The 20,486-nt window shown below is 59.0% G+C and carries 19 protein-coding genes; 10 read left to right on the forward strand and 9 right to left on the reverse strand.

From position 1 onward, the window contains the following. Nucleotides 1-25: 25 nt before the first annotated feature. The 3 genes from prfB to GOV38_RS00620 all read left to right on the forward strand — a co-directional run bounded on the left by prfB (nucleotide 26) and on the right by GOV38_RS00620 (nucleotide 3,538). Nucleotides 26-1,150: a peptide chain release factor 2 gene (gene prfB / locus GOV38_RS00610; protein ID WP_171130034.1), complete on the forward strand. Its 1,125-nt coding sequence runs from the start codon at nucleotides 26-28 to the stop codon at nucleotides 1,148-1,150. Between the two features lie 173 nt (nucleotides 1,151-1,323). Then, nucleotides 1,324-2,721: an amidase gene (locus GOV38_RS00615; RefSeq protein WP_171207253.1), complete on the forward strand. Its 1,398-nt coding sequence runs from the start codon at nucleotides 1,324-1,326 to the stop codon at nucleotides 2,719-2,721. Between the two features lie 31 nt (nucleotides 2,722-2,752). Beyond that, nucleotides 2,753-3,538, forward strand: a complete 786-nt coding sequence (locus tag GOV38_RS00620) for a DUF2189 domain-containing protein (RefSeq protein WP_171099676.1) — start codon at nucleotides 2,753-2,755, stop codon at nucleotides 3,536-3,538. On the opposite strand, the gene GOV38_RS00625 is transcribed toward GOV38_RS00620, so the two are convergent. From GOV38_RS00625 to GOV38_RS00635, 3 genes are all read right to left on the reverse strand, one after another. Next, nucleotides 3,527-4,225 (reverse strand): helix-turn-helix transcriptional regulator, encoded by a 699-nt coding sequence (locus tag GOV38_RS00625; RefSeq protein ID WP_171207254.1) that lies wholly within the window; start codon nucleotides 4,223-4,225, stop codon nucleotides 3,527-3,529. The two genes, GOV38_RS00620 and GOV38_RS00625, sit on opposite strands and share 12 nt — an antisense overlap. A 217-nt stretch (nucleotides 4,226-4,442) precedes the next feature. Continuing rightward, nucleotides 4,443-5,003 (reverse strand): acetolactate synthase small subunit, encoded by a 561-nt coding sequence (ilvN, locus tag GOV38_RS00630; RefSeq protein ID WP_171130023.1) that lies wholly within the window; start codon nucleotides 5,001-5,003, stop codon nucleotides 4,443-4,445. A gap of 68 nt (nucleotides 5,004-5,071) precedes the next feature. After that, entirely contained in the window at nucleotides 5,072-6,823 is a 1,752-nt protein-coding gene (locus tag GOV38_RS00635) for an acetolactate synthase 3 large subunit (protein WP_171207255.1), read from the reverse strand. Nucleotides 6,824-7,245: 422 nt separating this feature from the next. On the opposite strand from GOV38_RS00635, the gene GOV38_RS00640 reads away from it, so the two are divergent. Next, on the forward strand, nucleotides 7,246-7,632 hold the full coding sequence (locus GOV38_RS00640) for a VOC family protein (RefSeq protein WP_171207256.1): 387 nt from the start codon (nucleotides 7,246-7,248) through the stop codon (nucleotides 7,630-7,632). A 74-nt stretch (nucleotides 7,633-7,706) separates the two neighbouring features. Here the strand turns inward: GOV38_RS00640 and GOV38_RS00645 are convergent, their stop codons facing one another. Then, nucleotides 7,707-8,351 (reverse strand): response regulator transcription factor, encoded by a 645-nt coding sequence (locus tag GOV38_RS00645; protein ID WP_171130012.1) that lies wholly within the window; start codon nucleotides 8,349-8,351, stop codon nucleotides 7,707-7,709. Further along, nucleotides 8,351-9,784: a cache domain-containing protein gene (locus GOV38_RS00650; protein WP_171207257.1), complete on the reverse strand. Its 1,434-nt coding sequence runs from the start codon at nucleotides 9,782-9,784 to the stop codon at nucleotides 8,351-8,353. The genes GOV38_RS00645 and GOV38_RS00650 overlap by 1 nt, the downstream gene beginning before the upstream one ends. 250 nt (nucleotides 9,785-10,034) lie before the next feature. Here GOV38_RS00650 and GOV38_RS00655 point away from each other — a divergent pair, with 250 nt between their 5' ends. The 3 genes from GOV38_RS00655 to GOV38_RS00665 all read left to right on the forward strand — a co-directional run bounded on the left by GOV38_RS00655 (nucleotide 10,035) and on the right by GOV38_RS00665 (nucleotide 14,534). Next, a complete protein-coding gene (locus GOV38_RS00655; RefSeq protein ID WP_171099665.1) occupies nucleotides 10,035-11,117 on the forward strand; it encodes a TRAP transporter substrate-binding protein in 1,083 nt (360 codons plus the stop codon). Nucleotides 11,118-11,235: 118 nt separating this feature from the next. Then, on the forward strand, nucleotides 11,236-12,162 hold the full coding sequence (locus GOV38_RS00660; RefSeq protein WP_171130010.1) for a TRAP transporter small permease subunit: 927 nt from the start codon (nucleotides 11,236-11,238) through the stop codon (nucleotides 12,160-12,162). Nucleotides 12,163-12,179: 17 nt separating this feature from the next. Then, nucleotides 12,180-14,534 (forward strand): TRAP transporter large permease subunit, encoded by a 2,355-nt coding sequence (locus tag GOV38_RS00665; protein ID WP_171207258.1) that lies wholly within the window; start codon nucleotides 12,180-12,182, stop codon nucleotides 14,532-14,534. A 134-nt stretch (nucleotides 14,535-14,668) separates the two neighbouring features. On the opposite strand, the gene GOV38_RS00670 is transcribed toward GOV38_RS00665, so the two are convergent. The 4 genes from GOV38_RS00670 to GOV38_RS00685 form a co-directional block, all read right to left on the reverse strand. Further along, nucleotides 14,669-15,058, reverse strand: a complete 390-nt coding sequence (locus GOV38_RS00670) for a VOC family protein (RefSeq protein WP_171207259.1) — start codon at nucleotides 15,056-15,058, stop codon at nucleotides 14,669-14,671. A gap of 6 nt (nucleotides 15,059-15,064) precedes the next feature. Then, nucleotides 15,065-15,889 (reverse strand): arginyltransferase, encoded by an 825-nt coding sequence (locus GOV38_RS00675; RefSeq protein WP_171207260.1) that lies wholly within the window; start codon nucleotides 15,887-15,889, stop codon nucleotides 15,065-15,067. Nucleotides 15,890-15,964: 75 nt separating this feature from the next. Beyond that, a complete protein-coding gene (locus GOV38_RS00680; protein WP_171099656.1) occupies nucleotides 15,965-16,396 on the reverse strand; it encodes an RDD family protein in 432 nt (143 codons plus the stop codon). 63 nt (nucleotides 16,397-16,459) lie between these two features. Then, on the reverse strand, nucleotides 16,460-16,882 hold the full coding sequence (locus GOV38_RS00685; protein ID WP_171100143.1) for a DUF2852 domain-containing protein: 423 nt from the start codon (nucleotides 16,880-16,882) through the stop codon (nucleotides 16,460-16,462). A 97-nt stretch (nucleotides 16,883-16,979) separates the two neighbouring features. Here GOV38_RS00685 and GOV38_RS00690 point away from each other — a divergent pair, with 97 nt between their 5' ends. Genes GOV38_RS00690 through GOV38_RS00700 form a run of 3 tightly spaced genes read left to right on the forward strand, consistent with a single transcriptional unit; the run spans nucleotide 16,980 to nucleotide 20,471 of the window. Continuing rightward, nucleotides 16,980-17,429: a DUF4440 domain-containing protein gene (locus GOV38_RS00690; protein ID WP_371808489.1), complete on the forward strand. Its 450-nt coding sequence runs from the start codon at nucleotides 16,980-16,982 to the stop codon at nucleotides 17,427-17,429. Further along, nucleotides 17,426-20,212: a glutamine-synthetase adenylyltransferase gene (locus tag GOV38_RS00695; RefSeq protein ID WP_171207261.1), complete on the forward strand. Its 2,787-nt coding sequence runs from the start codon at nucleotides 17,426-17,428 to the stop codon at nucleotides 20,210-20,212. Before GOV38_RS00690 ends, GOV38_RS00695 begins: the two co-directional genes overlap by 4 nt. Next, nucleotides 20,199-20,471 carry a hypothetical protein gene (locus GOV38_RS00700; RefSeq protein WP_171207262.1) on the forward strand — a complete coding sequence of 91 codons (273 nt, stop codon included), beginning with the start codon at nucleotides 20,199-20,201 and terminating at the stop codon, nucleotides 20,469-20,471. The genes GOV38_RS00695 and GOV38_RS00700 overlap by 14 nt, the downstream gene beginning before the upstream one ends. Nucleotides 20,472-20,486 lie beyond the last annotated feature (15 nt).

Raw genomic sequence — 20,486 nt, forward strand, 5'->3', positions numbered from 1 at the left:
TGATTGAGCAAGTTGGGACAAGACCATGCGCGCCGAAACCCAGAATATTGTGGTGGAAATCGAAAAGTCGCTGGAGCTGCTGGCGCAGCGCATGGACTATGAAACCGCACCGCACCGGCTTGAAGAATTCAACGCGCGGGTTGAAGATCCCAACCTGTGGGACAACCCCGAAAACGCACAAAAGCTGATGCGCGAACGGCAGATGCTGGTGGATGCGATCGAGACCTACGAGTCGATCAAGACCGATCTCAGCGACAATATCGAACTGATCGAATTGGGTGAGATGGAAGACGATCAGGACGTCGTAGATGATGCCGAAGCCGCTATCAAAGCGCTGCAGGACAAGGCCGCCAAGAAAGAGCTTGAGGCGTTGCTGGATGGCGAGGCCGACAGCAATGATACCTTCCTCGAGATCAACTCGGGCGCGGGCGGCACGGAAAGCTGCGACTGGGCCTCGATGCTGGCGCGGATGTATGTACGCTGGGCCGAGAAAAAGGGCTATACGGTCGAGCTGCAATCCGAGACAGCGGGCGAAGAGGCGGGGATTAAATCCGCAGCTTACAAGATTTCGGGGCACAACGCCTATGGCTGGTTGAAATCCGAATCCGGCGTGCACCGGTTGGTGCGGATTTCGCCTTTTGACTCGGCAGCCAAGCGGCATACCTCGTTCAGTTCTGTCTGGGTCTATCCGGTGGTGGACGACAATATCGAGATCGAAGTGAACCCTTCGGACATTCGCATCGACACCTACCGGTCGTCAGGCGCGGGCGGACAGCACGTGAACACGACCGACTCGGCGGTTCGGATCACACATATTCCCACCGGGATTGTTGTGACAAGCTCGGAAAAGTCTCAGCACCAGAACCGGGATATCGCCATGAAGGCGCTGAAATCACGGCTTTATCAGCAGGAACTGGATCGCCGGAACGCCGATATCAACGCAGCGCACGAGGCCAAAGGTGACGCGGGCTGGGGCAACCAGATCCGCTCTTATGTGTTGCAGCCCTATCAGATGGTCAAGGATCTGCGGACCAATCACGAGACCTCGGACACCAAAGGGGTGCTGGATGGGGATCTGGATGAATTCATGGCCGCAACGCTCGCGCTAGACGTTGCGGGTAAAAGCCGGTCCGAGGCGCAGGGCGACTGAGGTCGGCTGGGAGTTCTGCTGGGCTAAGCGACCGAGGTTTCTTCGGCCCGTTGTCGCGGATCGGGGTTGAGCGGGCTGACCGGCAAAAACATACATCCAAACAACGGGTTTTCTTGCTGCAAGGGCTTGGCTAGGCTGGTTTGAAGGACCAGTCTTTTCCAAGTGGAGCCCTCATGAATCTAAGCCGAACCTCTGCCACCCAGCTGCTGAGCGAATTGTCAGCGGGCCGCCTGTCGGCGCAAGAACTGATGCGCGCAACGCTGGATCGGATCGAGGCGGTGAATCCCCGGGTAAATGCCGTTGTAGCTTTGCGGGATGCGCAGGAATTGCTGGCAGAGGCGCAGGCCGCTGACAAAAGCGAGGTGAAAGGCCCGTTGCACGGGCTGCCGATTGCGGTGAAGGATCTGGTGAATGTGGCCGGCATTGCCTCGACCCAGGGTTCGCCATTGTTTCGGGATCATGTACCCGACCGCGATGATCTGCTGGCGGCGCGTTTGCGGGCGGCAGGCGCGATCCTGATTGGCAAGACCAATACGCCTGAATTTGGCCTAGGCTCCCACACGTTCAACCCGGTCTACGGCGCTACGCGCAACCCCTATGATCTGGATCTGTCTTGCGGCGGGTCTTCGGGTGGGGCGGCGGTGGCGTTGGCCACGGGGATGCTAAGCCTCGCGGACGGGTCGGACATGATGGGCAGCCTGCGCAATCCGGCGGCATGGAACAACGTCTACGGCTTTCGACCCAGCTGGGGCAGGGTGCCGTCCGAGCCGGTCGGAGATGTGTTCTTGCATCAGCTCTCGACGCTTGGGCCGATGGCGCGCAGCCCCGAAGATATTGGTTTGCTGCTGGACGTGATCTCGGGCGCAGACCCGCGCCAGCCCTTGTCGGTTGAAACGGCACCCGTTTCGCCGGTGCAAGCTGCAGACCTCACGGGGGTGCGGATTGGCTGGTTGGGGGATTGGGATGGCGCGCTGCCATTTGAGCCGGGGATTCTGGAGTTGAGCACCGAGGCACTGCAGGTGTTTTCCGACCTGGGCGCAGTTGTTGAATCCGTGGCACCCCCTTTTGAGGCCGAACGGCTGTGGGACAGTTGGATCACCTTGCGCTCGTGGAGCGTGGCGGTGGGGTTGGTCCCCTTGGCTGCGCAGCGGGGGGCGCTCAAGGACACCGCGCAATGGGAGCTGGATCGGGGCCTGGCCCTGTCGGCGATGGATGTGCATCGCGCCAGTGTCATCAGGTCCGAGTGGGCCCAAGCGGCGGTTCAACTGTTCGAGCGCTATGACGCGCTGGTTTTGCCCTCGGCACAGGTTTGGCCTTTTGAGATCGATCAGCCTTATCCAACGCAGATCGCGGGGCAGGCGATGGATACGTATCATCGCTGGATGCAGGTGGTCGTACCCGTCAGCCTGATCGGCTTACCCTGTCTCTCGGTTCCTGCAGGTTTTGGCGCAGCGGGGCTGCCCATGGGCGTACAGCTCTTCGGGCCACGCGGATCGGACGCGCGAATCTTGTCGATGGGCGCCGCCTACCATGCGGCGACGCAATGGCCGCAAACCAGACCGGCCTTGTGACGCGGAATTCTAAGGGAGGAGGAACAGGGTGATGGATAAATCCTTTGGGGTCCCAGACCTGCGCCCGGCCAATACGGGGATGCTGAAACAGGCGCTGCATATGGCCTGGGCCGATCTGCGCCGCGCGCCGGTTTTTGGTCTGCTGTTTGCGGGCTTTTACGTCATCACGGGCTGGCTCATGGCCTGGGTCACGCTCGAAACCGGCACATCCTATTGGCTGGTTCTGGCGGCCATCGGGTTTCCACTGCTGGGCCCTTTCGCCGCCGTGGGGCTTTATGAGGTATCGCACCGATTGGAACAGGGTGAGCCTTTGGAGTTCAAGGCAATCTTCGGGGTTGTCCTGCAGCAAAGCCGTCGGCAGCTGCCGTCGATCTGCGCCATCATCGTGGTGATGTTCCTGTTCTGGTTCTTTCTTGGCCACATGATCTTTGCGCTGTTCATGGGGCTGTCGACCATGACCAATGTGTCCTCGTCGCTGCAAGTGTTCCTGACGCCCAACGGGTTGACCATGCTGGTGGTCGGAACAGCGGTGGGCGCGGTTTTTGCCCTGGTGCTCTATATGATCACCGTGTTGTCGATTCCGATGCTGCTGGACCGCGAGCTGGATTTCGTCTCGGCCATGATCGCAAGTTTTTCCTATGTCCGGGACAATCTGAAAGTGATGCTGATCTGGGGTTTGCTGATCGCGGTCTTTACTTTCGTGGCGATGATCCCCTGGTTCCTGGGTCTGTTTCTGGTGCTGCCGCTGCTGGGTCATGCCAGCTGGCACCTCTACCGGTTGATCACTGTTGATAGTGACGGCGCCTCAGCCGCGTGACAGGCGTGCAATGGGCAGTGCCGTCGACACCAAGCGCCCAAGATAGCGCAGTTTGAGCTGTTGCGGCGTGAGCGAAGAGCCGTGTGACATCTTCGACAGCGTGCCGGACCATTCCTCATCCTCTGTCGCGCGGGAAAGCACAATCATGCGCTGATCTTGTGCATTGCGGCGCGACATCAGGATCAAAAGGCTGTTCTGTGTTGCAACAACCATGCCTTGAACCTCGCGTCCCTGAGGTGTGTGCGCTGAATTCGCGCCGCGCGGTTCATATCCGCGCAACAGGGTCGTGTGCCCAACATGACGAATATGTACCAGGCTATGATGCGTTGTGGCATGCGCCTCGGGTGCACCGGCAAGCAATTGGTAAAAACCGCTCGCGAGGGTGGGTTTTTCTTTGGGTACCAAAAAACGGTCGAGCATCTCGGTGGCAGGATGTGCGTGCGTCTGGGTGATTTCATCCAAAGGCTGCAATAGAATTCGGGCGTCCACGCCGAAAAATCGGCAAATGCGCTCCAATACCTCGGGCCGGGGAAAGTTCTGTCCTGACAGATAACGGTTGAACTGTGTGCGGTTCATCCCCAGTTGACGACACAACCCCGAGACCGACGGGTATTGGCTCGCCGTTACGCGTAGATTAGCCCCAAAAACACCCTGTGTTTCAGATCGGCTGACGCTTAGGTCGGTCATGCTTGTCCCAAGTTCGTATTGCAGGAAAAAACACAACCGTACCAATCTGGTACGTGCTGCAGTCACACTCATCAACCAAAAGCGGCGGGCAGAGAAATCAACCACGCAGCGGCCTTCAGGCTAATCGGATAAGCCTGAAGTTCAATGGTCTTTTTGAGGTATTGTCTGATGTTTAGCGCAAAACCCTCGGAGCGATCACCGGGGGTGTACTTTTTCATCAATCGCCACGCAACAGTGCCGCAACACCAGTTCGGGCAACCTCGATCAGGCCCAGAGGGCGCATCAGATCGGCGAAAGCATCAATCTTGTCGGGTGCACCGGTGATTTCGAAAATGAACGAGTTCAGAGTGCTGTCGACCACATTGGCGCGGAAGATATCGGCCAGCCGCAGCGCCTCGACCCGTTTGTCGCCTTCGCCCACGACCTTGATAATCGCCAGTTCCCGTTCGACCGAGGGGCCTTCGACGGTCAGGTCATGCACGTCATGCACGGTCACAATCCGACCCAACTGCGCCTTGATCTGTTCGATCACCTGCGGCGTGCCCGTGGTGACGATGGTGATCCGGCTGAGGTGCCCGGTATGGTCCACCTCGGCCACGGTCAGGCTTTCGATGTTATAGCCGCGGCCCGAGAACAGCCCGATCACACGGGCCAACACACCGGGTTCGTTCTCAACCAGAACGGCGATCGTATGGCGCTCCTGCACGTCCGAGAAGGTGGGGCGTAGATTATAGGCCGAATGGCGGGTGGAGCCTTTTTTGATATGTAGGGCAGACATTTAAGTCCCTTTCGTCATCCTTTTGACGCCGGGCGTGTCGCAACGCCCGGCAAAATCTCGCAACAAGTTCAGACCAACACCGATCCTTTGGAATCGATCACACCCTGTGTTTCGGCCTCACCCAGCAGCATCTCGTTATGGGCTTTGCCTGACGGGATCATGGGGAAGCAGTTTTCGTGCTTTTCGACAAGACAGTCGAAGATCACCGGACCGTCGTATTTGATCATCTCCATGATCGCGTCGTCCAGATCGGCTGGATCGGAACACAGGATGCCCTTGGCGCCAAAGGCCTCGGCGAGTTTGACGAAATCGGGCAGGGCCTCGGACCAGCTATGCGAGTAGCGCTCGCCATGCAGCAGTTCCTGCCACTGGCGGACCATGCCCAGACGTTCATTGTTGAGGATGAACTGTTTCACCGGCAGGCGGTACTGCACAGCGGTGCCCATCTCTTGCATGTTCATCAGCCACGAGGCCTCACCCGCCACGTTGATAACCAGCGCATCGGGGTGCGCCATTTGCACGCCGATTGAAGCGGGGAAGCCATAGCCCATCGTGCCCAGCCCGCCCGAAGTCATCCAGCGGTTGGGGTCTTCGAACCCCAGATACTGTGCCGCCCACATCTGATGCTGGCCCACTTCGGTGCAGATATACCGGTCGTGGTTTTTGGTCAGCTCTTCCAGCCGTTGCAGCGCGTGTTGCGGCTTGATGGTCTTTTCGCTGGCGGTGAAGGCCAGACAGTTCACCTTGCGCCACTCGGAAATTTGCGCCTGCCAGCTTTTCACAGCCGCCGCGTCCGTCTTGCGGCCGCGCGATTTCCAAACTTTCAGGATGTCTTCCAGCACATGGGCGACATCGCCGACAATCGGGATATCGACGCGGATCACCTTGTTGATCGACGAGGGATCAATATCCACATGCGCTTTCTTGGAATTGGGCGAGAACGCATCCACGCGACCGGTGATCCGGTCATCAAAGCGTGCGCCGATATTGATCATCAGGTCGCAATCATGCATCGCCAGATTAGCCTCGTAGAGACCATGCATTCCCAGCATCCCCAGCCAGTTCTTGCCCGAGGCCGGATATGCGCCCAGACCCATCAGGGTCGAGGTGATCGGGAATCCCGTGGCATCGACCAGTTCACGCAGCAAATGGCTGGCGGCGGGGCCCGAGTTGATAACGCCACCGCCCGTATAGAAGACGGGTTTTTTGGCGGTCTCCATCGCGGCGACCAGTTCAGTGATCTCTTCCAGATCACCTTTCAGAACCGGCTGGTAATGCGATGTAGAAGGCTTGGGTGCGCTATAGGTGCCCGATGCAAACTGCACGTCCTTGGGGATGTCGATCAGCACCGGGCCGGGGCGGCCCGAGGTGGCGACGTGGAACGCTTCGTGCATCGTTCCGGGCAGCGAATCCGTGTCCTTCACCAGCCAGTTATGCTTGGTGCAGGGGCGGGTGATGCCGACGGTATCGGCCTCCTGAAACGCGTCCGAGCCGATCATGAAAGTGGGAACCTGTCCTGTCAGAACTACAATCGGGATTGAATCCATCAGCGCGTCAGTCAGTCCTGTGACAGCGTTGGTGGCGCCAGGCCCCGAGGTCACCAGGGCAACACCCGGCTTTCCCGTCGCACGGGCATAGCCCTCGGCGGCATGAACAGCACCCTGTTCGTGGCGCACCAGAATGTGCCGGATGTCGTTTTGCAGAAAGATCTCGTCATAGATGGGTAGCACGGCGCCACCGGGATATCCGAATACCGTGTCCACGCCCTGATCCTTGAGGGCCTGAACCACCATCTTTGCGCCGGTCATCTCACGTGTCATCTGCTTTGCTCCGTTGGCGACATGTGTCTTGCGTTTCGCATAAAAAAAGCCCCCGATGATTTCGGAGGCGCATGGGTTCGATTATGGTTTACCGTTACCGGCCCATGCGCTTGGTTCCCACGATTACGACTAGCGTTCTCATCGCCAGAGGCTCCTTTTTGCGTTGGCAGCGACATTATGATCAGGGAATGGGGGCGTCAACAGGCAATTGCGCCAATTTTCTAACCCAAGAGTGTAAAATTTTGACATTTTGTTGCGCAAAATGACGCATGTTGAGAAATTTCCGCGAAGCTGATGCTGTGAGAGTCGTGTCGAGCGCGCCGGAGTCCGGCCTTTGGGGCTGCGATGCAGCTCGGTATCAAGCCAAGCTGCCGGATCAGAGTTATGCTATTTTGTAGGTGAATTCAGCTTGGAGGCTTTCTGTGGCGCAGCTTTTGCAACTCACCCCTTTTGTCCTTTGCGCATCGCTGGAGCGGCAGATCCGGTTCTACTGTGATCGGTTGGGGTTCACCTGCACATTCCGGCAAGACAATTACGCGTTCTTGCGTCATGGCGCGGTGGCGATCCGATTGCTGGAATGCCCGCCGCGTGCTGATGGCAAACCGCTGGGGGATGAACACTCCTTTTATATCGACGTCGAAGGCATCGATGAATTGTACGAAAGCCTGCGTCCGGGCTTGGAAGACCTGCCCGAAACCCGCGTGCGTGCCCCGTTTGACCAGCCATACATGCAGCGGGAGTTTCATGTTCTGGATGAGGACGGAGCTTTGGTGTTTTTTGGCGAGGGTATTCAGAGCGCGGAAAGCTAGGTCTCCCGCCCATCGGCGACACGCCTGCGGCGCGTCTTCTCTGGTTGGGCCAGGCAGCGCGTTCCGCGCTGCGGTCAGAAATTGTGACCGGTGCCCTGCAGCATGCCATGTTCCAGCGCGTAGCGGGTCAGCCCTGCGGTCGAGGAGATGCCAAGCTTGCGCTTTATGTTCTTGCGGTGGGTTTCGACAGTGCGCACCGAGATCTCCAAAGCTTGAGCCACCTCTTTGTTGGATTTGCCCTGGGCCAGTTCCAGCAGGATGGTCTGTTCACGCCCGGTCAGCGCCTCGCGCGTGTCATCCTGTTTGGGTTGCAACGAACCACGAGCCCCGGTGCAGAGATATTGCTCGCCCTGCATGACCGCGTCGATCGCTTGTTTGATTTCATCTGTCGGCACGTCTTTGAGCACATATCCCCGTGCTCCGTGGCTGAGCGCGGTCGAGATATATTCGGGGCTGTCATGCATGGACAGGATCAGAACGCGGGTATCTGGCAGGCGTTCGAGGATCATCTCGGTGGCGCTGAGCCCGCCGAGGCCGGGCATGTTCAGATCCATCAGGATTACATGCGGGTTCAGACGCAGAACCTGATCCACGGCCTCTTGACCATTATGGAGCGTGCCGACCACTTCGATTTCGTCATAGCTTTCCAGCAGTGACTGGATACCTTCGGCCACCATCGGGTGGTCATCGACGATTAGCACGCGGATGGGATCGGACATCAGGGGCTGGCCTTTCGCTTGGGCGTTGCGTCATCCTGCGGCGAGAGCAGGTGGCTCAGTGGCAGGCTCGCTTCGATCACCGTACCGCTTTGCGCGCCGCGTGATGACAGAATACGCAACGACCCGTCAAGCTGCTCGATCCGTTCCTGCATGTTGCGCAGCCCGATCCCGGTGCCGACGCTGCTGCGATCGCTGGGCAGACCGCGCCCGTTATCGGTGATGCGCATGGTAGCACCCTTGGTATGGCCGCGCAGATCAATGGTCACGCGGGTGGCGCCCGAGTGACGTTCGATATTGGTCAGCGCCTCTTGCGCGATACGGTAGAGCGCGATTTTGCTGTCCTGATCCAGTCGGTTACGGAACACAACGGTCGAGAATTCGGTTTCAATTCCCGTGCGCTCGCGGAAATCATCGGTCAACGCCTTGAGCGCGGGGCCAAGGCCCAGATCGTCAAGCACGCCCGGGCGCAGGTCGCGGCTGATGCGACGCACCTCGGAAATGGCGGTGCCCAGATTGTCGATACCTTTTTCCAGCGGATCTTGTGCACCAGCCTCATCACCCCGCGTCAGCCGACGGCGCGCGTTGTCGAGCGCATAGCGCACACCCACCAGAATCTGGCTGATCCCGTCATGCAATTCGCGGGCAACCCGGCCGCGTTCCTCTTCTTGCGCATCGAAAACCCGCTGGGTCAGTTCCTTGAGCCGCGCATCTGCAAGTCGTCTTTCCCGGATATTGAGCAGCATCCCCGAGGCAAACACGATCAGCACGGCGGCCAGAACAATAGCGCCGATATAGCGGAAGGTGCGCTGTACCCGCGCCTCGACCTCGGCGCGCGCATTGGCAACTGTTGCCACGATATCGTCGATGAAAACACCGGTGCCCACGGCCCACCGCCAATCCTGCAATCCAACCACATAGGCGATCATCTGCGCCTCTTCCCCGGTCGAGGGCTTTTGCCACATGAAGCTGTGCCAACCGGCCCCCTGGCGGGCGAGGCGGATGAATTCATCGACAATCGGCGTTCCATCCGCATCGGTCAGGCCTTCCCAATTGCGGTTGATATACTCGGTCTGGCGTGGACTGACCAGATTGGTGCCATCATAGTCATAGACAAAGAAGAACCCGTCCTTGCCATAGATCATGGCCGACAGGATTTGGGTTACCAGGTTTTTGGCAATATCATCATCAGGTGCTGCGCGCCCGTAGATATAGGCAAAGCCGTTGCGGGCCTGTGTGACGTAATTGCGTAACTCCTCTTGCTTGGCTTCGATCAGGCGTGCCTCGAGCGCTTGGATTTCGCTTTCCGCGGTGGCGCGGGACTCATAGGCCACGACAAGCGCAATCGCAGCAACCGCCAAAAGCAATGGCAGCGCTGCCACCAGCGACAGTTTCTGCGCGTAGGTCAACGTGATGAGGTTTCGCAATCCGCCCATGGACGAATCGATACGCAAGACGGGCTGAAATTGCAAAAAGATTGGGCGTATTTTGCAGCCAGCGCTTGGGAGAGACCTGTGTTGCAGATCAAATCTGCCCAGAATTGACCCAAATGAGCTGAAAAAAGCCACTCGCCTACGCAGTAGTAGGTATTCACATAAATTTCTGCCGCATTAGGGTGACGGGCACTGAACTCGACTGACCCGGTGATTTGCCGGGTATTTGAATATGCAGGGGAGGAACACTCATATGGATCGTCGTTCATTTCTGAAAACATCTGCACTGGGCGGCTCGGCGGCTGCGGCCACCACGCTGGCAGCTCCGGCTTATGCGCAGGGCAATCGCAAACTGACCATGGTGACCTCGTGGGGTCGTGGTCTGGCAGGCGTGTTTGACAGCGCTCAGCGTTGCGCCGACAGCATCAACGCGATGTCGGATGGCAGCCTGACGGTTGAAATCAAAGCTGCTGGTGAACTGGTTGGCGCGTTCGAGGTTTTCGACGCCGTGTCATCCGGTCAGGCCGACATGTATCACGCCGCTGACTATTACTTTGTAGGTCAGCACCCGGGTTATGCGTTCTTTACAGCCGTTCCGTTCGGTATGACCGCGCAAGAACTGGTAAACTGGTACTATCACGATGGTGGTATGGAACTGCATGATGAGCTGGGCCAAATCTTTGGCCTGAAATCGTTCATTGCAGGGAACACCGGTGCTCAGGCGGGTGGCTGGTACTCGAAAGAGATCAACAGCCCCGAAGACTTCCAGGGTCTGAAGTTCCGTATGCCGGGTCTGGGTGGTCAGGCGCTGGGTAAACTGGGCGCATCGGTTCAGAACATTCCGGGCTCGGAAGTGTATCAGGCGCTGTCATCCGGTGCGATTGACGGAACCGAGTGGATTGGTCCCTGGGCAGACGAAAAAGCGGGCTTCCAGGAAATCACCAAGACCTACTACACCGCGGGCTTCCATGAGCCGGGCGCAGGTCTGTCGCTGGCGACAAACCGCGACGTGTTTGAAGAGCTGACACCGGCCCAGCAAAAGATCATCGAGATCGCAGCTGGTGAAGCGCACCAGTGGAACCTGGCGCAATTCCTGGCCAATAACGGTGCAGCGCTGCAGCGTCTGCAAGCCGGTGGCGTGAAGGTTCTGGAGTTCCCGGATTCGGTCTGGGATGCGTTCGGTGCCGCAAGCCAGGAAGTTCTGGACGAGAACATGGGCGACGAGCTGTTCAAGAAAATCCACGACAGTGCAATGACTTCGATGGCAGCGTCGTCGGGTTGGCAGAACCTGTCGTCGGGTGCCTATACAGCACAGCGCGACCGCGTTCGCGGCTAATCGCAACGCGCTTGATCAATCGGTTTCCCCGCGGTCGCGGGGAAGCCCTTCCCGTTGCACATAAGCGGTGCGGACACCGCCATAAACACACGTGCAACCGAGACGACCTGGGGACAACATGCAGGACGAAAACGGTATCTCGTTCTTCGGCGCCCTGTGGAACGGACTGATCTGGTTCGTTCAGAATATCGCCGAAGCCTTCTATAATTTCGGATACGCCATCACGCATCCGCAGCTGTGGCTGGACTGGTCAGACAAAGAGGCGATCATGCGCTTTGTCTATTACGGCGGTTCCGTCGAGTTCTTCTTTGTGGTGTTCACCCTGTTTCTGGTGCTGACCGTGATTGGTGTCATGTACCGCAATGTCATGTGGAACATGGTGCGCGGGCTGGAAGGGTTTGCCAACGTGACGGGGCGCTTCTTTGCCTGGGCGGGGCTGTTGATGGTGGTGCAACAGATCATCATCGTCTTCATGCAGCGCGTCTTTACCCGGGCTGATATGGCCTTTGGGTTCGGTATCCCTTTTCAGAAGGATATCAGTTGGTTCGCGGAAGAGCTTAAGCTTTATAACGCTATGGTAGTCTGCATGTGCTGTACCTACACCTTCGTGCAGGGCGGGCATGTGCGTGTTGACCTGATCTATGCGGGGATCAGCCACCGCGCCAAGCGCGTGGTCGATATGTGCGGCGCGCTGCTGTTCATGATGCCAATGGCGGTTCTGACCTGGATGTATGGCTGGTACTTCATGTGGCGTCACCTGATCGTGCCGAAACCGTCGGCCAGTGACACTCTGGATCGTTTGGTGGCCAAGTCGCGCGCCCTGCGCTGGAACGTTGAAACGATCGGGTTCAGCCCGAACGGGTTCAACGCGTATTTCCTGTTCAAGATCCTGCTGATGTTGTTTGCAGGCATGGTGTTCCTGCATGCCATAGCCTTCCTGTGGCGATCCTACCTGGAATATGTCGAAGGACAGGAAAGCACCGGGAAATACCTCGACAAGGACAGCCTTGGCGAAGGTGAAGAAGCCTACGAAGGCGCACATTAGGGACGGAGACCCAGACTATGCTATTCGGACTTGATGGCGTCGAAATAGGCCTCATTATTGTATTCTTCTGCCTCTTCGGAGGCATCTTGTCAGGCTTTCCGGTGGCTTTCGCCATTGGTGGTGCCGGGGTGATCTCGTTCGGGATCATCGCTGCGCTGGACAGTGCCGGGCTGTTGATCCACCAGGCAATTGACACAAGCTCGACCGCGTATCGCGATCTGGTGAATTCCGGGGTCAAACCCGATGTCATATCGGTTTTCCGATACCCCGAGTTACCGCGCATTGGTGAGCCGGTGTTCCCCTCGGGCTGGGAAACCGCGCTGGACCGCAACGTATCCTTCATTGTGAACCGCATGAACGAGCGTGTTCTGGCTGGTCAGTCGATTGAGACGCTGCTGGCGGTTCTGATGTTCGTTCTGATGGGCATCACGCTGGAACGTTCGAAGATCGCCAACGATCTGCTGACCACGATGGCGCGCGTCTTTGGTCCACTGCCCGGTGGTCTGGCCGTGTCGATCGTGGTTGTGGGCGCGTTTCTGGCCGCTTCGACCGGGATTGTGGGCGCAACCGTGGTCACCATGGGCCTGCTGGCCCTGCCGACCATGCTGCGCAATAATTATTCGCCCGAGCTTGCCACCGGTGTCATTGCCGCCTCGGGCACGCTGGGTCAGATTATTCCGCCGTCGATTGTGATCGTTCTGCTGGGCACATTGGCCGGGGATCTCTATTCTACGGCACAGGAAACCCGCGCGCAAGAGGCCGGATGTACCGATGCGCTGACCTATCTAGGTGAGCCTGCTGTGGTTTCGGTGGGCACATTGTTCCAAGCGGCCTTGCTGCCGGGGATCATGCTGGCGCTTCTCTATGCACTTTATGCCTTTGGTTATGCGTTGCTGAACCCTGACAAAGCGCCGGCTGTGGCCGTTTCTGGCGGATCGGGCGAGCCGATCACCCGTTCGGAAGGCCTGACCTGGCTGCTGGGTGTGCCTGTCGCGCTGATCGTCGGGACGGTTCTTTTGGGCAGTGCCGGAGTTGTCGGCAGCCAGAACATCTCGGTCTCGGCCTTCTCGGACATCACAGAAGGCGCGTCGTTGCGGACCAATGTGTCGGAAGAGTGTAAAACTTCGATGATCGACCTGCACGGGCAGGCCGCCTGGGATCAGGCGGTGGCCGAACAGGAAGAGATCGACGCCGCCGGTGGTGCGGAGCAGTCCGAGCGCTTGACCGAAGAGGAACTGGCCGCAGCGCGCGAGGCCAAGATCGCCAATGCCGCACCGATCGGTAACGGTGTTGCAGTGATCGTGGTTCTGCTGGGTCTGACGCTGGCGCTGGGTCGTGGCATTGCACCGTCGCGGTCGCCTCAGCCCTTGATCGTCGGGGCGATTGGCTTGGTGCTGATGCTGCTGGTGGATATTCTCTTCATCTCACCAACCACGTCGTCCGGCTGGACCTTTGTCAGGCTGGCGATCCCCTTTGGTCTGGCGATCTATGGCTGTAAAGAAGCAGCGATGCGCTGTGCCACAAATGATCTGATCCGCGTGGTCTTCCCCCCGCTGGTTCTGATCATCGCGGTGCTGGGCTCGATCCTGGGTGGTGTGACCAACCCAACGCCCGCTGCGGCTCTGGGCGCAGGCGGGGCCATCATGTTGGCGGCCTATCGCAAGCTGAAGGATCAGGATCGTTCGGCCAAGGTGATCATCTGGGCAACCTTTGCCGTGATCATCTGTCTGCTGCTGGGTGTGAACTTTGATTTGCGTGTCAATCAGGAAAGCGTGCCGTTCGAAAGCTGGGTCGCCTTCGTCTTTGCCTATGCGACTTATCTCTACGCGGTGTTCGGCCTGCTGTTTGGCTGCTGGGTGCTCTATACCAGTGGCGTGCTTACACCGGTGGTGCGTGAGACCGCCAAGGTAACCTCGATGGTCTTTACCATCCTGATCGGGTCGCAATTGCTGAACCTTGTGGTGATCTCGTTCGGAGGCGAGCATTACATCCAGCAGTTCCTGCGGAGTTTCGACAACGAGTTCACGGTTTTCCTGATCGTGATGCTGGTGTTGTTCATCTTGGGATTTGTGCTGGATTTCCTCGAGATCATCTACATCGTGATCCCCATCGTGGGCCCGGTGATCTATGGCGGGTCGTTTGACCCGAAATGGGTGACGATCATGGTGGCGGTGAACCTTCAGACCTCGTTCCTGACCCCGCCGTTCGGCTTTGCGCTGTTCTACCTGCGGGGCGTGGCACCAAAAGAGGTCACCACAGGCCATATCTATCGCGGCATCATCCCGTTTGTGATCATTCAGGTGGTTGGGATTGCGATCCTGTGGTTCTTCCCGACGATCGTGACCATCATCCCGGATCTGATCCCGAACTGATCGTGCAGATCGCTGTTAGAATGGAAAGGGGGCCGCCGGGCCCCCTTTTCTTTATGCTTTGGGGAAGGGGCCAGCCCCTTCTTGGCCTGCGGCCAATTCAACCCCGGGACATTTCTGGCCAAATGAAGAAACGATCAGGTGAACTGAATCAGATCCCAGCGATTGCCAAACGGATCTTGCCAGACGGCGACGATACCATAGGGCTCGGTGCGGGGGTGTTCTTCGAAGGTGACACCCGCGGCGCGCATGGCAGCGTGATCGCGGGCGAAATCGTCGGTTTCGAGGAAAAAGCCCACGCGCCCACCGGTCTGATTGCCGATTGCAGCGCTTTGTTCAGGTCCTTCGGCGCGTGCCAGCAGTAATGAGCCATTAGAGGATCCTGGTGGTGCGACACGCACCCATCGTTTGCCGTCGCCCAGATCAATATCCTGTAGCAGCGTGAAACCGAGCGTATCGGTGTAAAAGGCAATAGCGGTATCGTAGTCCGGCACCACCAGGGTGACGGCGTGAAGGGTCTGTCTCATAAAAGGTCAGCCTTTGGTTGGGTGACGGTCCGGCAGTTGGATATTGGCCACCTGTTCGGCAATGGGGGCCGAGGACAGGGGGTGATGCGACGTATTGGCCAGTGCCTGCGGATTTTCTACCGACTGCCACGCCCCGTTCAGGAAGACCTCAAGCCCCGTGAACTTGGCCTTGTAGCCCATCTTGGGGCTGCCGGGCACCCAATAGCCCAGATAGATGTATGGCAGACCCGCCTCGCGCGCGATCTCGATATGGTCGAGGATCATGTAGGTGCCCAGAGAGTTTTGGTGCTGATCGGGATCATAGAAGGAATAGACCATGCTGAGCCCGTCATCGAGCACATCTGTCAGGCTGACGGCAATCAGATCCTGACTGCCCGGGTCGCTGTATTCCACCACGCGGCTGCGGATCGGTGTCTCTTCGATCATCGCGGCAAATTCGAAAACATCCATATCGGCCATGCCGCCATCGGCGTGGCGCACGTCCAGATAGCGGCGGAACAGGTCAAACTGATCATCCGTAGCCCAGGGCGAGGTGGCACGGCGTTGCAGATGCGCGTTACGTTTGGCAGCGCGCTTCTGGCTTTTGCTTGGGCGGAATTTCGACACATCGATCCGCGCCGACAAACACGCGGCGCAATCGGTGCAGGACGGGCGGTAGAGCACGTTTTGTGATCGGCGAAACCCTTGTTGTGACAGGGAATTGTTCAACCGGTCGGCACCTTCGCCCTGAAGCGCGGTGAACAGCTTACGCTCCATCCGGCCTTCAAGATAAGGGCAGGGCTGAGGAGCCGTCACATAGAATTGTGGCGCAATTGGCAGCGTGTGTCGCATATGGGTCCCGCGTTTCCTTGGCGGGATGATAGCAACCGTTTCCGGGCCCGCCAAGTGTTTCGCAAAACTGGGCGATTATGCGCGCCTGTTGATCATCACAGTTCCAAGGAAAGCATCGGTCAGACCCTGGCCCCGCGCGCTGGTGAGCATCATGACGACCGAAATGATCTGCAGGACAAAAAACGTCATGCTGACAAAGTAACCGGCCGTATGTGCGATGGCCTTGCCCAAATCCATACGTGCGCCAAACGCGTCGCGCAGCTCGATCCCCATAAAGCGCATGCCCAGGGTGGCTGATCCGTTCGAGATCGTCACCACGCGATAGATGAAACTGACCACGCCATAGATCAGCGCCAGCACGAAAAAGCCCAGGCCAAAGGTCAGCAAGATAGCCACTGTGCACAAAAGCGAAATGAAGGCGATGTCGAACAGCCAGGCGACAAAGCGCTTGGTCGCAACAGATTGATAGAATTCCGGCTGGGTATCCGGATCAGGCAAATAGGTCATTTCTGATGTCCACGTAGGTTTTCAAATACCCTGTCCCGATTGAGGGGACAGGGCAAGCCGTGATCAGGCCGGTTCACCGTTTTCAGGTTCATCACGGTTGTCGCGGGCGCGTTCATCCATGAACTCGTCGAACTCGGCCTTGTCCTTGGCTTCGCGCAGTCGGCGCAGGAACGCTTCAAAGTCTTTCTGCTCACGTTCCAGCCGGGCCAGAGTATCGGCCTTATAGGCGTCAAACGCGCTGTTGCCCGAAGGTTTCATAGCGCTCATGTGGCTGTTCCAGGAAGAACGGCGGCTACAGGATTTGCTGAACATGCGTTTGCTCCAGATCATATAGGCAAGAAAGGCCAGGCCGATGGGCCAGAAGAAGATAAAACCAAGCACCATGGCAGCGATCCAGGCACCTTTGCCCTTGCTGTCCAGCCAGGCCTCGGCGCGGTGCAGCCATCCCGGATTGGAAGGGACGGCGGTGTCGGACAATGCGGTCATATTGAGGTCTCCGGGGTTGATGTAAATTGCGTTCACATCTAACAGATGGGAGGGCCTGGTCCGGCTTGCAAGGGGCAAATGTGAAAAAGATTTACATTTGTCCGGATTGGCCAACTTGCCCGTTGACGCGGTGGCCGTTCAGGCGCAGGTTCCCGTCATGCAAAAGACTGAAAACACAAACGCTCCGTCCCTGAATGACATATTGGCTTTGGAGAAGCGGGTCTGGTCCGCTTTGGTCGAAGGGGATGCCCAGGCAGATCGCGCTTTGCTAAGCTCGGATTTTCTGGGCGTCTATCCCACCGGGTTTGCCAATCGCGATGATCATGTGGGCCAATTCGCCGACGCGCCGACCATGGCCCGGTTCGAGTTGAGCGAAGAAAAGCTTCGGGTACTGACCCCAGATATCGTTCTGCTGTCTTACCGGGCCGATTATCAACGACCGGGCGCGTCAGAATGGGAGGCGATGCTGATCTCGTCGCTGTGGGAAAGGCGCAACGACAAATGGCTCAACAGCTTTAGTCAGGACACGCCGCTGGAGCAATCATGACCGTGGCACTGACAGTCCGACGGATGCCGCGCGCATTCGACCCAGAATTGGGGGCTGAGACGCGTGAAAAAGTTTCGGATGTCACGTCAGAACAGGCTGAACTGATCGCCGGCACAGCAGGGTCCAGCCCTTATCTGAAAGGTTTGATCGAGCAAGAGGCCCCTTGGTTGGCCGAAGCGTTGCAGCAGCCCGATCAGGTACTGTCAGATGTGATGGCTGCGGTGCGCGATTTGGAACCGGCGCAGCTGAAACCGGGTTTGCGTCTGGCCAAGCGGCGCATGGCAGTGTTGACCGCTCTGGCCGACTTGGCCGGTGCCTGGCCATTGGAAAAGGTGACATCAGCGCTGACGGATTTTGCCGCTTTGGCCGCCGATATGGCCGCCAAGGCCGAGATCGCAGCGCTGATCCGGCGCGGTAAACTGCCGGGTCTGACCGAAGAGGATGCGGCCACAGCGGGCGGGCTGATCATTCTGGCCATGGGCAAAATGGGTGCGCATGAGCTGAACTACAGCTCGGATATCGATCTGATCGTCTTGTTCGACGAGACGCGCTTTGATCCCGGTGATTTCTACGAGGCGCGCCACGGCATGGTGCGTGCGACGCGCAACATGTGCGCAACGCTCAGCGACAAGACTGCCGATGGCTATGTCTTCCGCACCGATCTGCGCTTGCGGCCAGACCCAGCCGTGACGCCTGTGTGCATGGCGACCGAGGCGGCCGAGCGGTATTATGAGAGTTTAGGCCGAACATGGGAACGCGCAGCTTATATCAAGGCGCGCCCCTGCGCAGGTGATCTGGCCGCCGGTCAGCGATTTCTGGACGCGCTGCGCCCCTTCGTCTGGCGCAGGCATCTGGATTTCGCGGCCATTCAAGACGCCCATGACATGCGCCTGCGCATCCGCGAGAATAAAGGCACCGGCGGGGGCCTCAGTATCCCCGGCCACGATATGAAGCTGGGGCAGGGCGGTATCCGCGAGATCGAGTTCTTCACCCAGACCCGTCAACTGATCGCCGGGGGGCGCGACCCGGATTTGCGCCTGCGCGGCACGGTGCCGGGGCTAGCGGCCCTGGCAGAGAAAGGCTGGGTACAAGCCGATGTGGCCGAGAAGCTGACGGATCACTACCGCGCCCATCGCGAAGTCGAACACCGTATTCAGATGGTTCATGACGCGCAGACCCACAAGGTGCCGCAATCCGAGGATGGCATCGCGCGGGTCGCCTGTCTGATGGGCATCGACAGTGCCGAGCTGACCTCTGACCTGACCCGCCGCCTGAGCGAAGTGCATGAACTGACCGAAGGGTTCTTTGCCCCAGGCCAAACAGTGGCACCTGCGCCCGATCACGCCTTTGATCAGAAAATCTTGGCGCGCTGGCCCAGCTACCCGGCGCTGCGCTCGCAACGGGCCCGGCGCATCTTTGACCGTCTGCGTCCCGAGCTGTTGTCACGCCTGTCGCGCGCGGCGCAACCAAGTGAGGCTCTGGTGGCACTGGATGGGTTTCTTTCGGGCCTGCCTGCCGGGGTGCAGCTGTTTTCCCTGTTCGAGGCCAACCCGCAACTGATCGATCTGCTGATCGACATCGTCGGCACCTCGCACGCGCTGGCCATGCACCTGTCGCGCAATGCATCTGTTTTTGACGCGGTGATCGGTGGCAGCTTCTTTGATGACTGGCCCGGACAAGCCGCTTTGCAGGCGGAGTTGGCGCAGGCGCTGAGCGCCGAAAGCGATTATGAAACGCAGTTGGATCTGGCACGGCGCTGGTGCAAGGAATGGCATTTCCGCGTTGGCGTCCACCACTTACGCGGGCTGATCAACAGCGCGCAGGCCGGGCAGCAATATGCTGATCTGGCGGGCGCGGTGATCGCGGCCATCCTGCCGTTTGTCGCTGCTCAATTCGCGCAGAAACACGGCCCGGCTCCGGGGCGGGGCGCTGCCGTATTGGGCATGGGGTCGCTCGGGGCGGGCCGGATCAACTCGCAATCTGATCTGGATGTAATCGTGATCTACGACCCGCTGGATCAGGACATGTCCGACGGCTCGCGCCCCTTGGCCACCCGAACCTATTACGCGCGTTTCACGCAGGCGTTGATCACCGCTCTGACCGCTCCGATGTCGCAGGGGCGGCTTTATGAGGTCGACATGCGCCTGCGCCCCTCAGGCAATCAGGGGCCGGTGGCGACCAGTTGGGCCAGTTTCACCAACTATCAGCGCAACGAGGCCTGGGTTTGGGAACATCTGGCCCTGACCCGCGCCCGCGTGGTCGCTGGCGATGCAGGGTTGGCCAAAGACATCACCGATTTCCGTGCGCAGCTTTTGGCCGAGCCGCGCGACCCGGCCAAGGTCTTGAAAGAGGTGTCCGAGATGCGCGACCGTCTGGCGGCGGCCAAAGCACCCGCTGGGCTCTGGGACGCCAAGAACGGGCCTGGGCGCCTGATGGATATCGAATTGCTGGCGCAAACCGGCGCGCTCTTGTCCGGTTCGGTTCAACGCGATGTACATGCCGGGTTGGACGGCGCGGTCGCAGCCGGGCTTTTGCAGGTCGCAGAGGCGCAAACACTCAAGGATTGCTATGATTTATGCTGGTCCGTGCAATGCGCCGCGCGCCTGCTGTCGGGCAAGACAATCGAAGCAGACAAGATCGGCGAGGGCGGCACCGCGTTCCTGTGCCGGGCCACCGGTTTCGACGATGTGGCGCAGTTGCAGGAGGCGCTGCAAAACAGCTATGAAACCGCTGCCGACATTATCGGACGCGTAGTGGAAGAGGGCACAGATGGCGCGCAGTGACGATCCTAACGACCACAAGGGCCTGATCCGCGAGGCTTATCGCATCGAGGGTATCACCCTGAAGGAATGTCGCAGCATCTTTCTGGACTGGGCGCTCAGCCTGCCTGCCGAGCGCGACCAGAGGCAAGCCCTGACCGATCTGCACGCGCTCTATGCGGCGCAGGACGCAGACCATCCAATGACGCAAGTGCTGGCCGAAGGGCTGCAAGCGGCCCAAACCCCCAAGCGGCGCGGCGGCTGGCGGTCCCGCGCGCGATAGGGGCGAAGCAGGGGC

Source organism: Ruegeria sp. HKCCA5839 (assembly GCF_013035585.1).
Classification (GTDB): Bacteria; Pseudomonadota; Alphaproteobacteria; order Rhodobacterales; family Rhodobacteraceae; genus Ruegeria.

What these genes read in the sequence shown, in the direction of transcription:
- prfB (WP_171130034.1), top strand. Translation starts at nt 26, where the DNA reads ATGCGCGCCGAAACCCAGAATATTGTGGTGGAAATCGAAAAGTCGCTG.
- GOV38_RS00650 (WP_171207257.1), bottom strand. Translation starts at nt 9,784, where the DNA reads ATGGGCGGATTGCGAAACCTCATCACGTTGACCTACGCGCAGAAACTG.
- GOV38_RS00655 (WP_171099665.1), top strand. Translation starts at nt 10,035, where the DNA reads ATGGATCGTCGTTCATTTCTGAAAACATCTGCACTGGGCGGCTCGGCG.
- GOV38_RS00680 (WP_171099656.1), bottom strand. Translation starts at nt 16,396, where the DNA reads ATGACCTATTTGCCTGATCCGGATACCCAGCCGGAATTCTATCAATCT.
- GOV38_RS00695 (WP_171207261.1), top strand. Translation starts at nt 17,426, where the DNA reads ATGACCGTGGCACTGACAGTCCGACGGATGCCGCGCGCATTCGACCCA.
- GOV38_RS00635 (WP_171207255.1), bottom strand. Translation starts at nt 6,823, where the DNA reads ATGACACGTGAGATGACCGGCGCAAAGATGGTGGTTCAGGCCCTCAAG.
- GOV38_RS00700 (WP_171207262.1), top strand. Translation starts at nt 20,199, where the DNA reads ATGGCGCGCAGTGACGATCCTAACGACCACAAGGGCCTGATCCGCGAG.
- GOV38_RS00665 (WP_171207258.1), top strand. Translation starts at nt 12,180, where the DNA reads ATGCTATTCGGACTTGATGGCGTCGAAATAGGCCTCATTATTGTATTC.
- GOV38_RS00670 (WP_171207259.1), bottom strand. Translation starts at nt 15,058, where the DNA reads ATGAGACAGACCCTTCACGCCGTCACCCTGGTGGTGCCGGACTACGAT.
- GOV38_RS00685 (WP_171100143.1), bottom strand. Translation starts at nt 16,882, where the DNA reads ATGACCGCATTGTCCGACACCGCCGTCCCTTCCAATCCGGGATGGCTG.
- ilvN (WP_171130023.1), bottom strand. Translation starts at nt 5,003, where the DNA reads ATGTCTGCCCTACATATCAAAAAAGGCTCCACCCGCCATTCGGCCTAT.
- GOV38_RS00645 (WP_171130012.1), bottom strand. Translation starts at nt 8,351, where the DNA reads ATGTCCGATCCCATCCGCGTGCTAATCGTCGATGACCACCCGATGGTG.
- GOV38_RS00625 (WP_171207254.1), bottom strand. Translation starts at nt 4,225, where the DNA reads ATGACCGACCTAAGCGTCAGCCGATCTGAAACACAGGGTGTTTTTGGG.
- GOV38_RS00675 (WP_171207260.1), bottom strand. Translation starts at nt 15,889, where the DNA reads ATGCGACACACGCTGCCAATTGCGCCACAATTCTATGTGACGGCTCCT.
- GOV38_RS00660 (WP_171130010.1), top strand. Translation starts at nt 11,236, where the DNA reads ATGCAGGACGAAAACGGTATCTCGTTCTTCGGCGCCCTGTGGAACGGA.
- GOV38_RS00620 (WP_171099676.1), top strand. Translation starts at nt 2,753, where the DNA reads ATGGATAAATCCTTTGGGGTCCCAGACCTGCGCCCGGCCAATACGGGG.
- GOV38_RS00615 (WP_171207253.1), top strand. Translation starts at nt 1,324, where the DNA reads ATGAATCTAAGCCGAACCTCTGCCACCCAGCTGCTGAGCGAATTGTCA.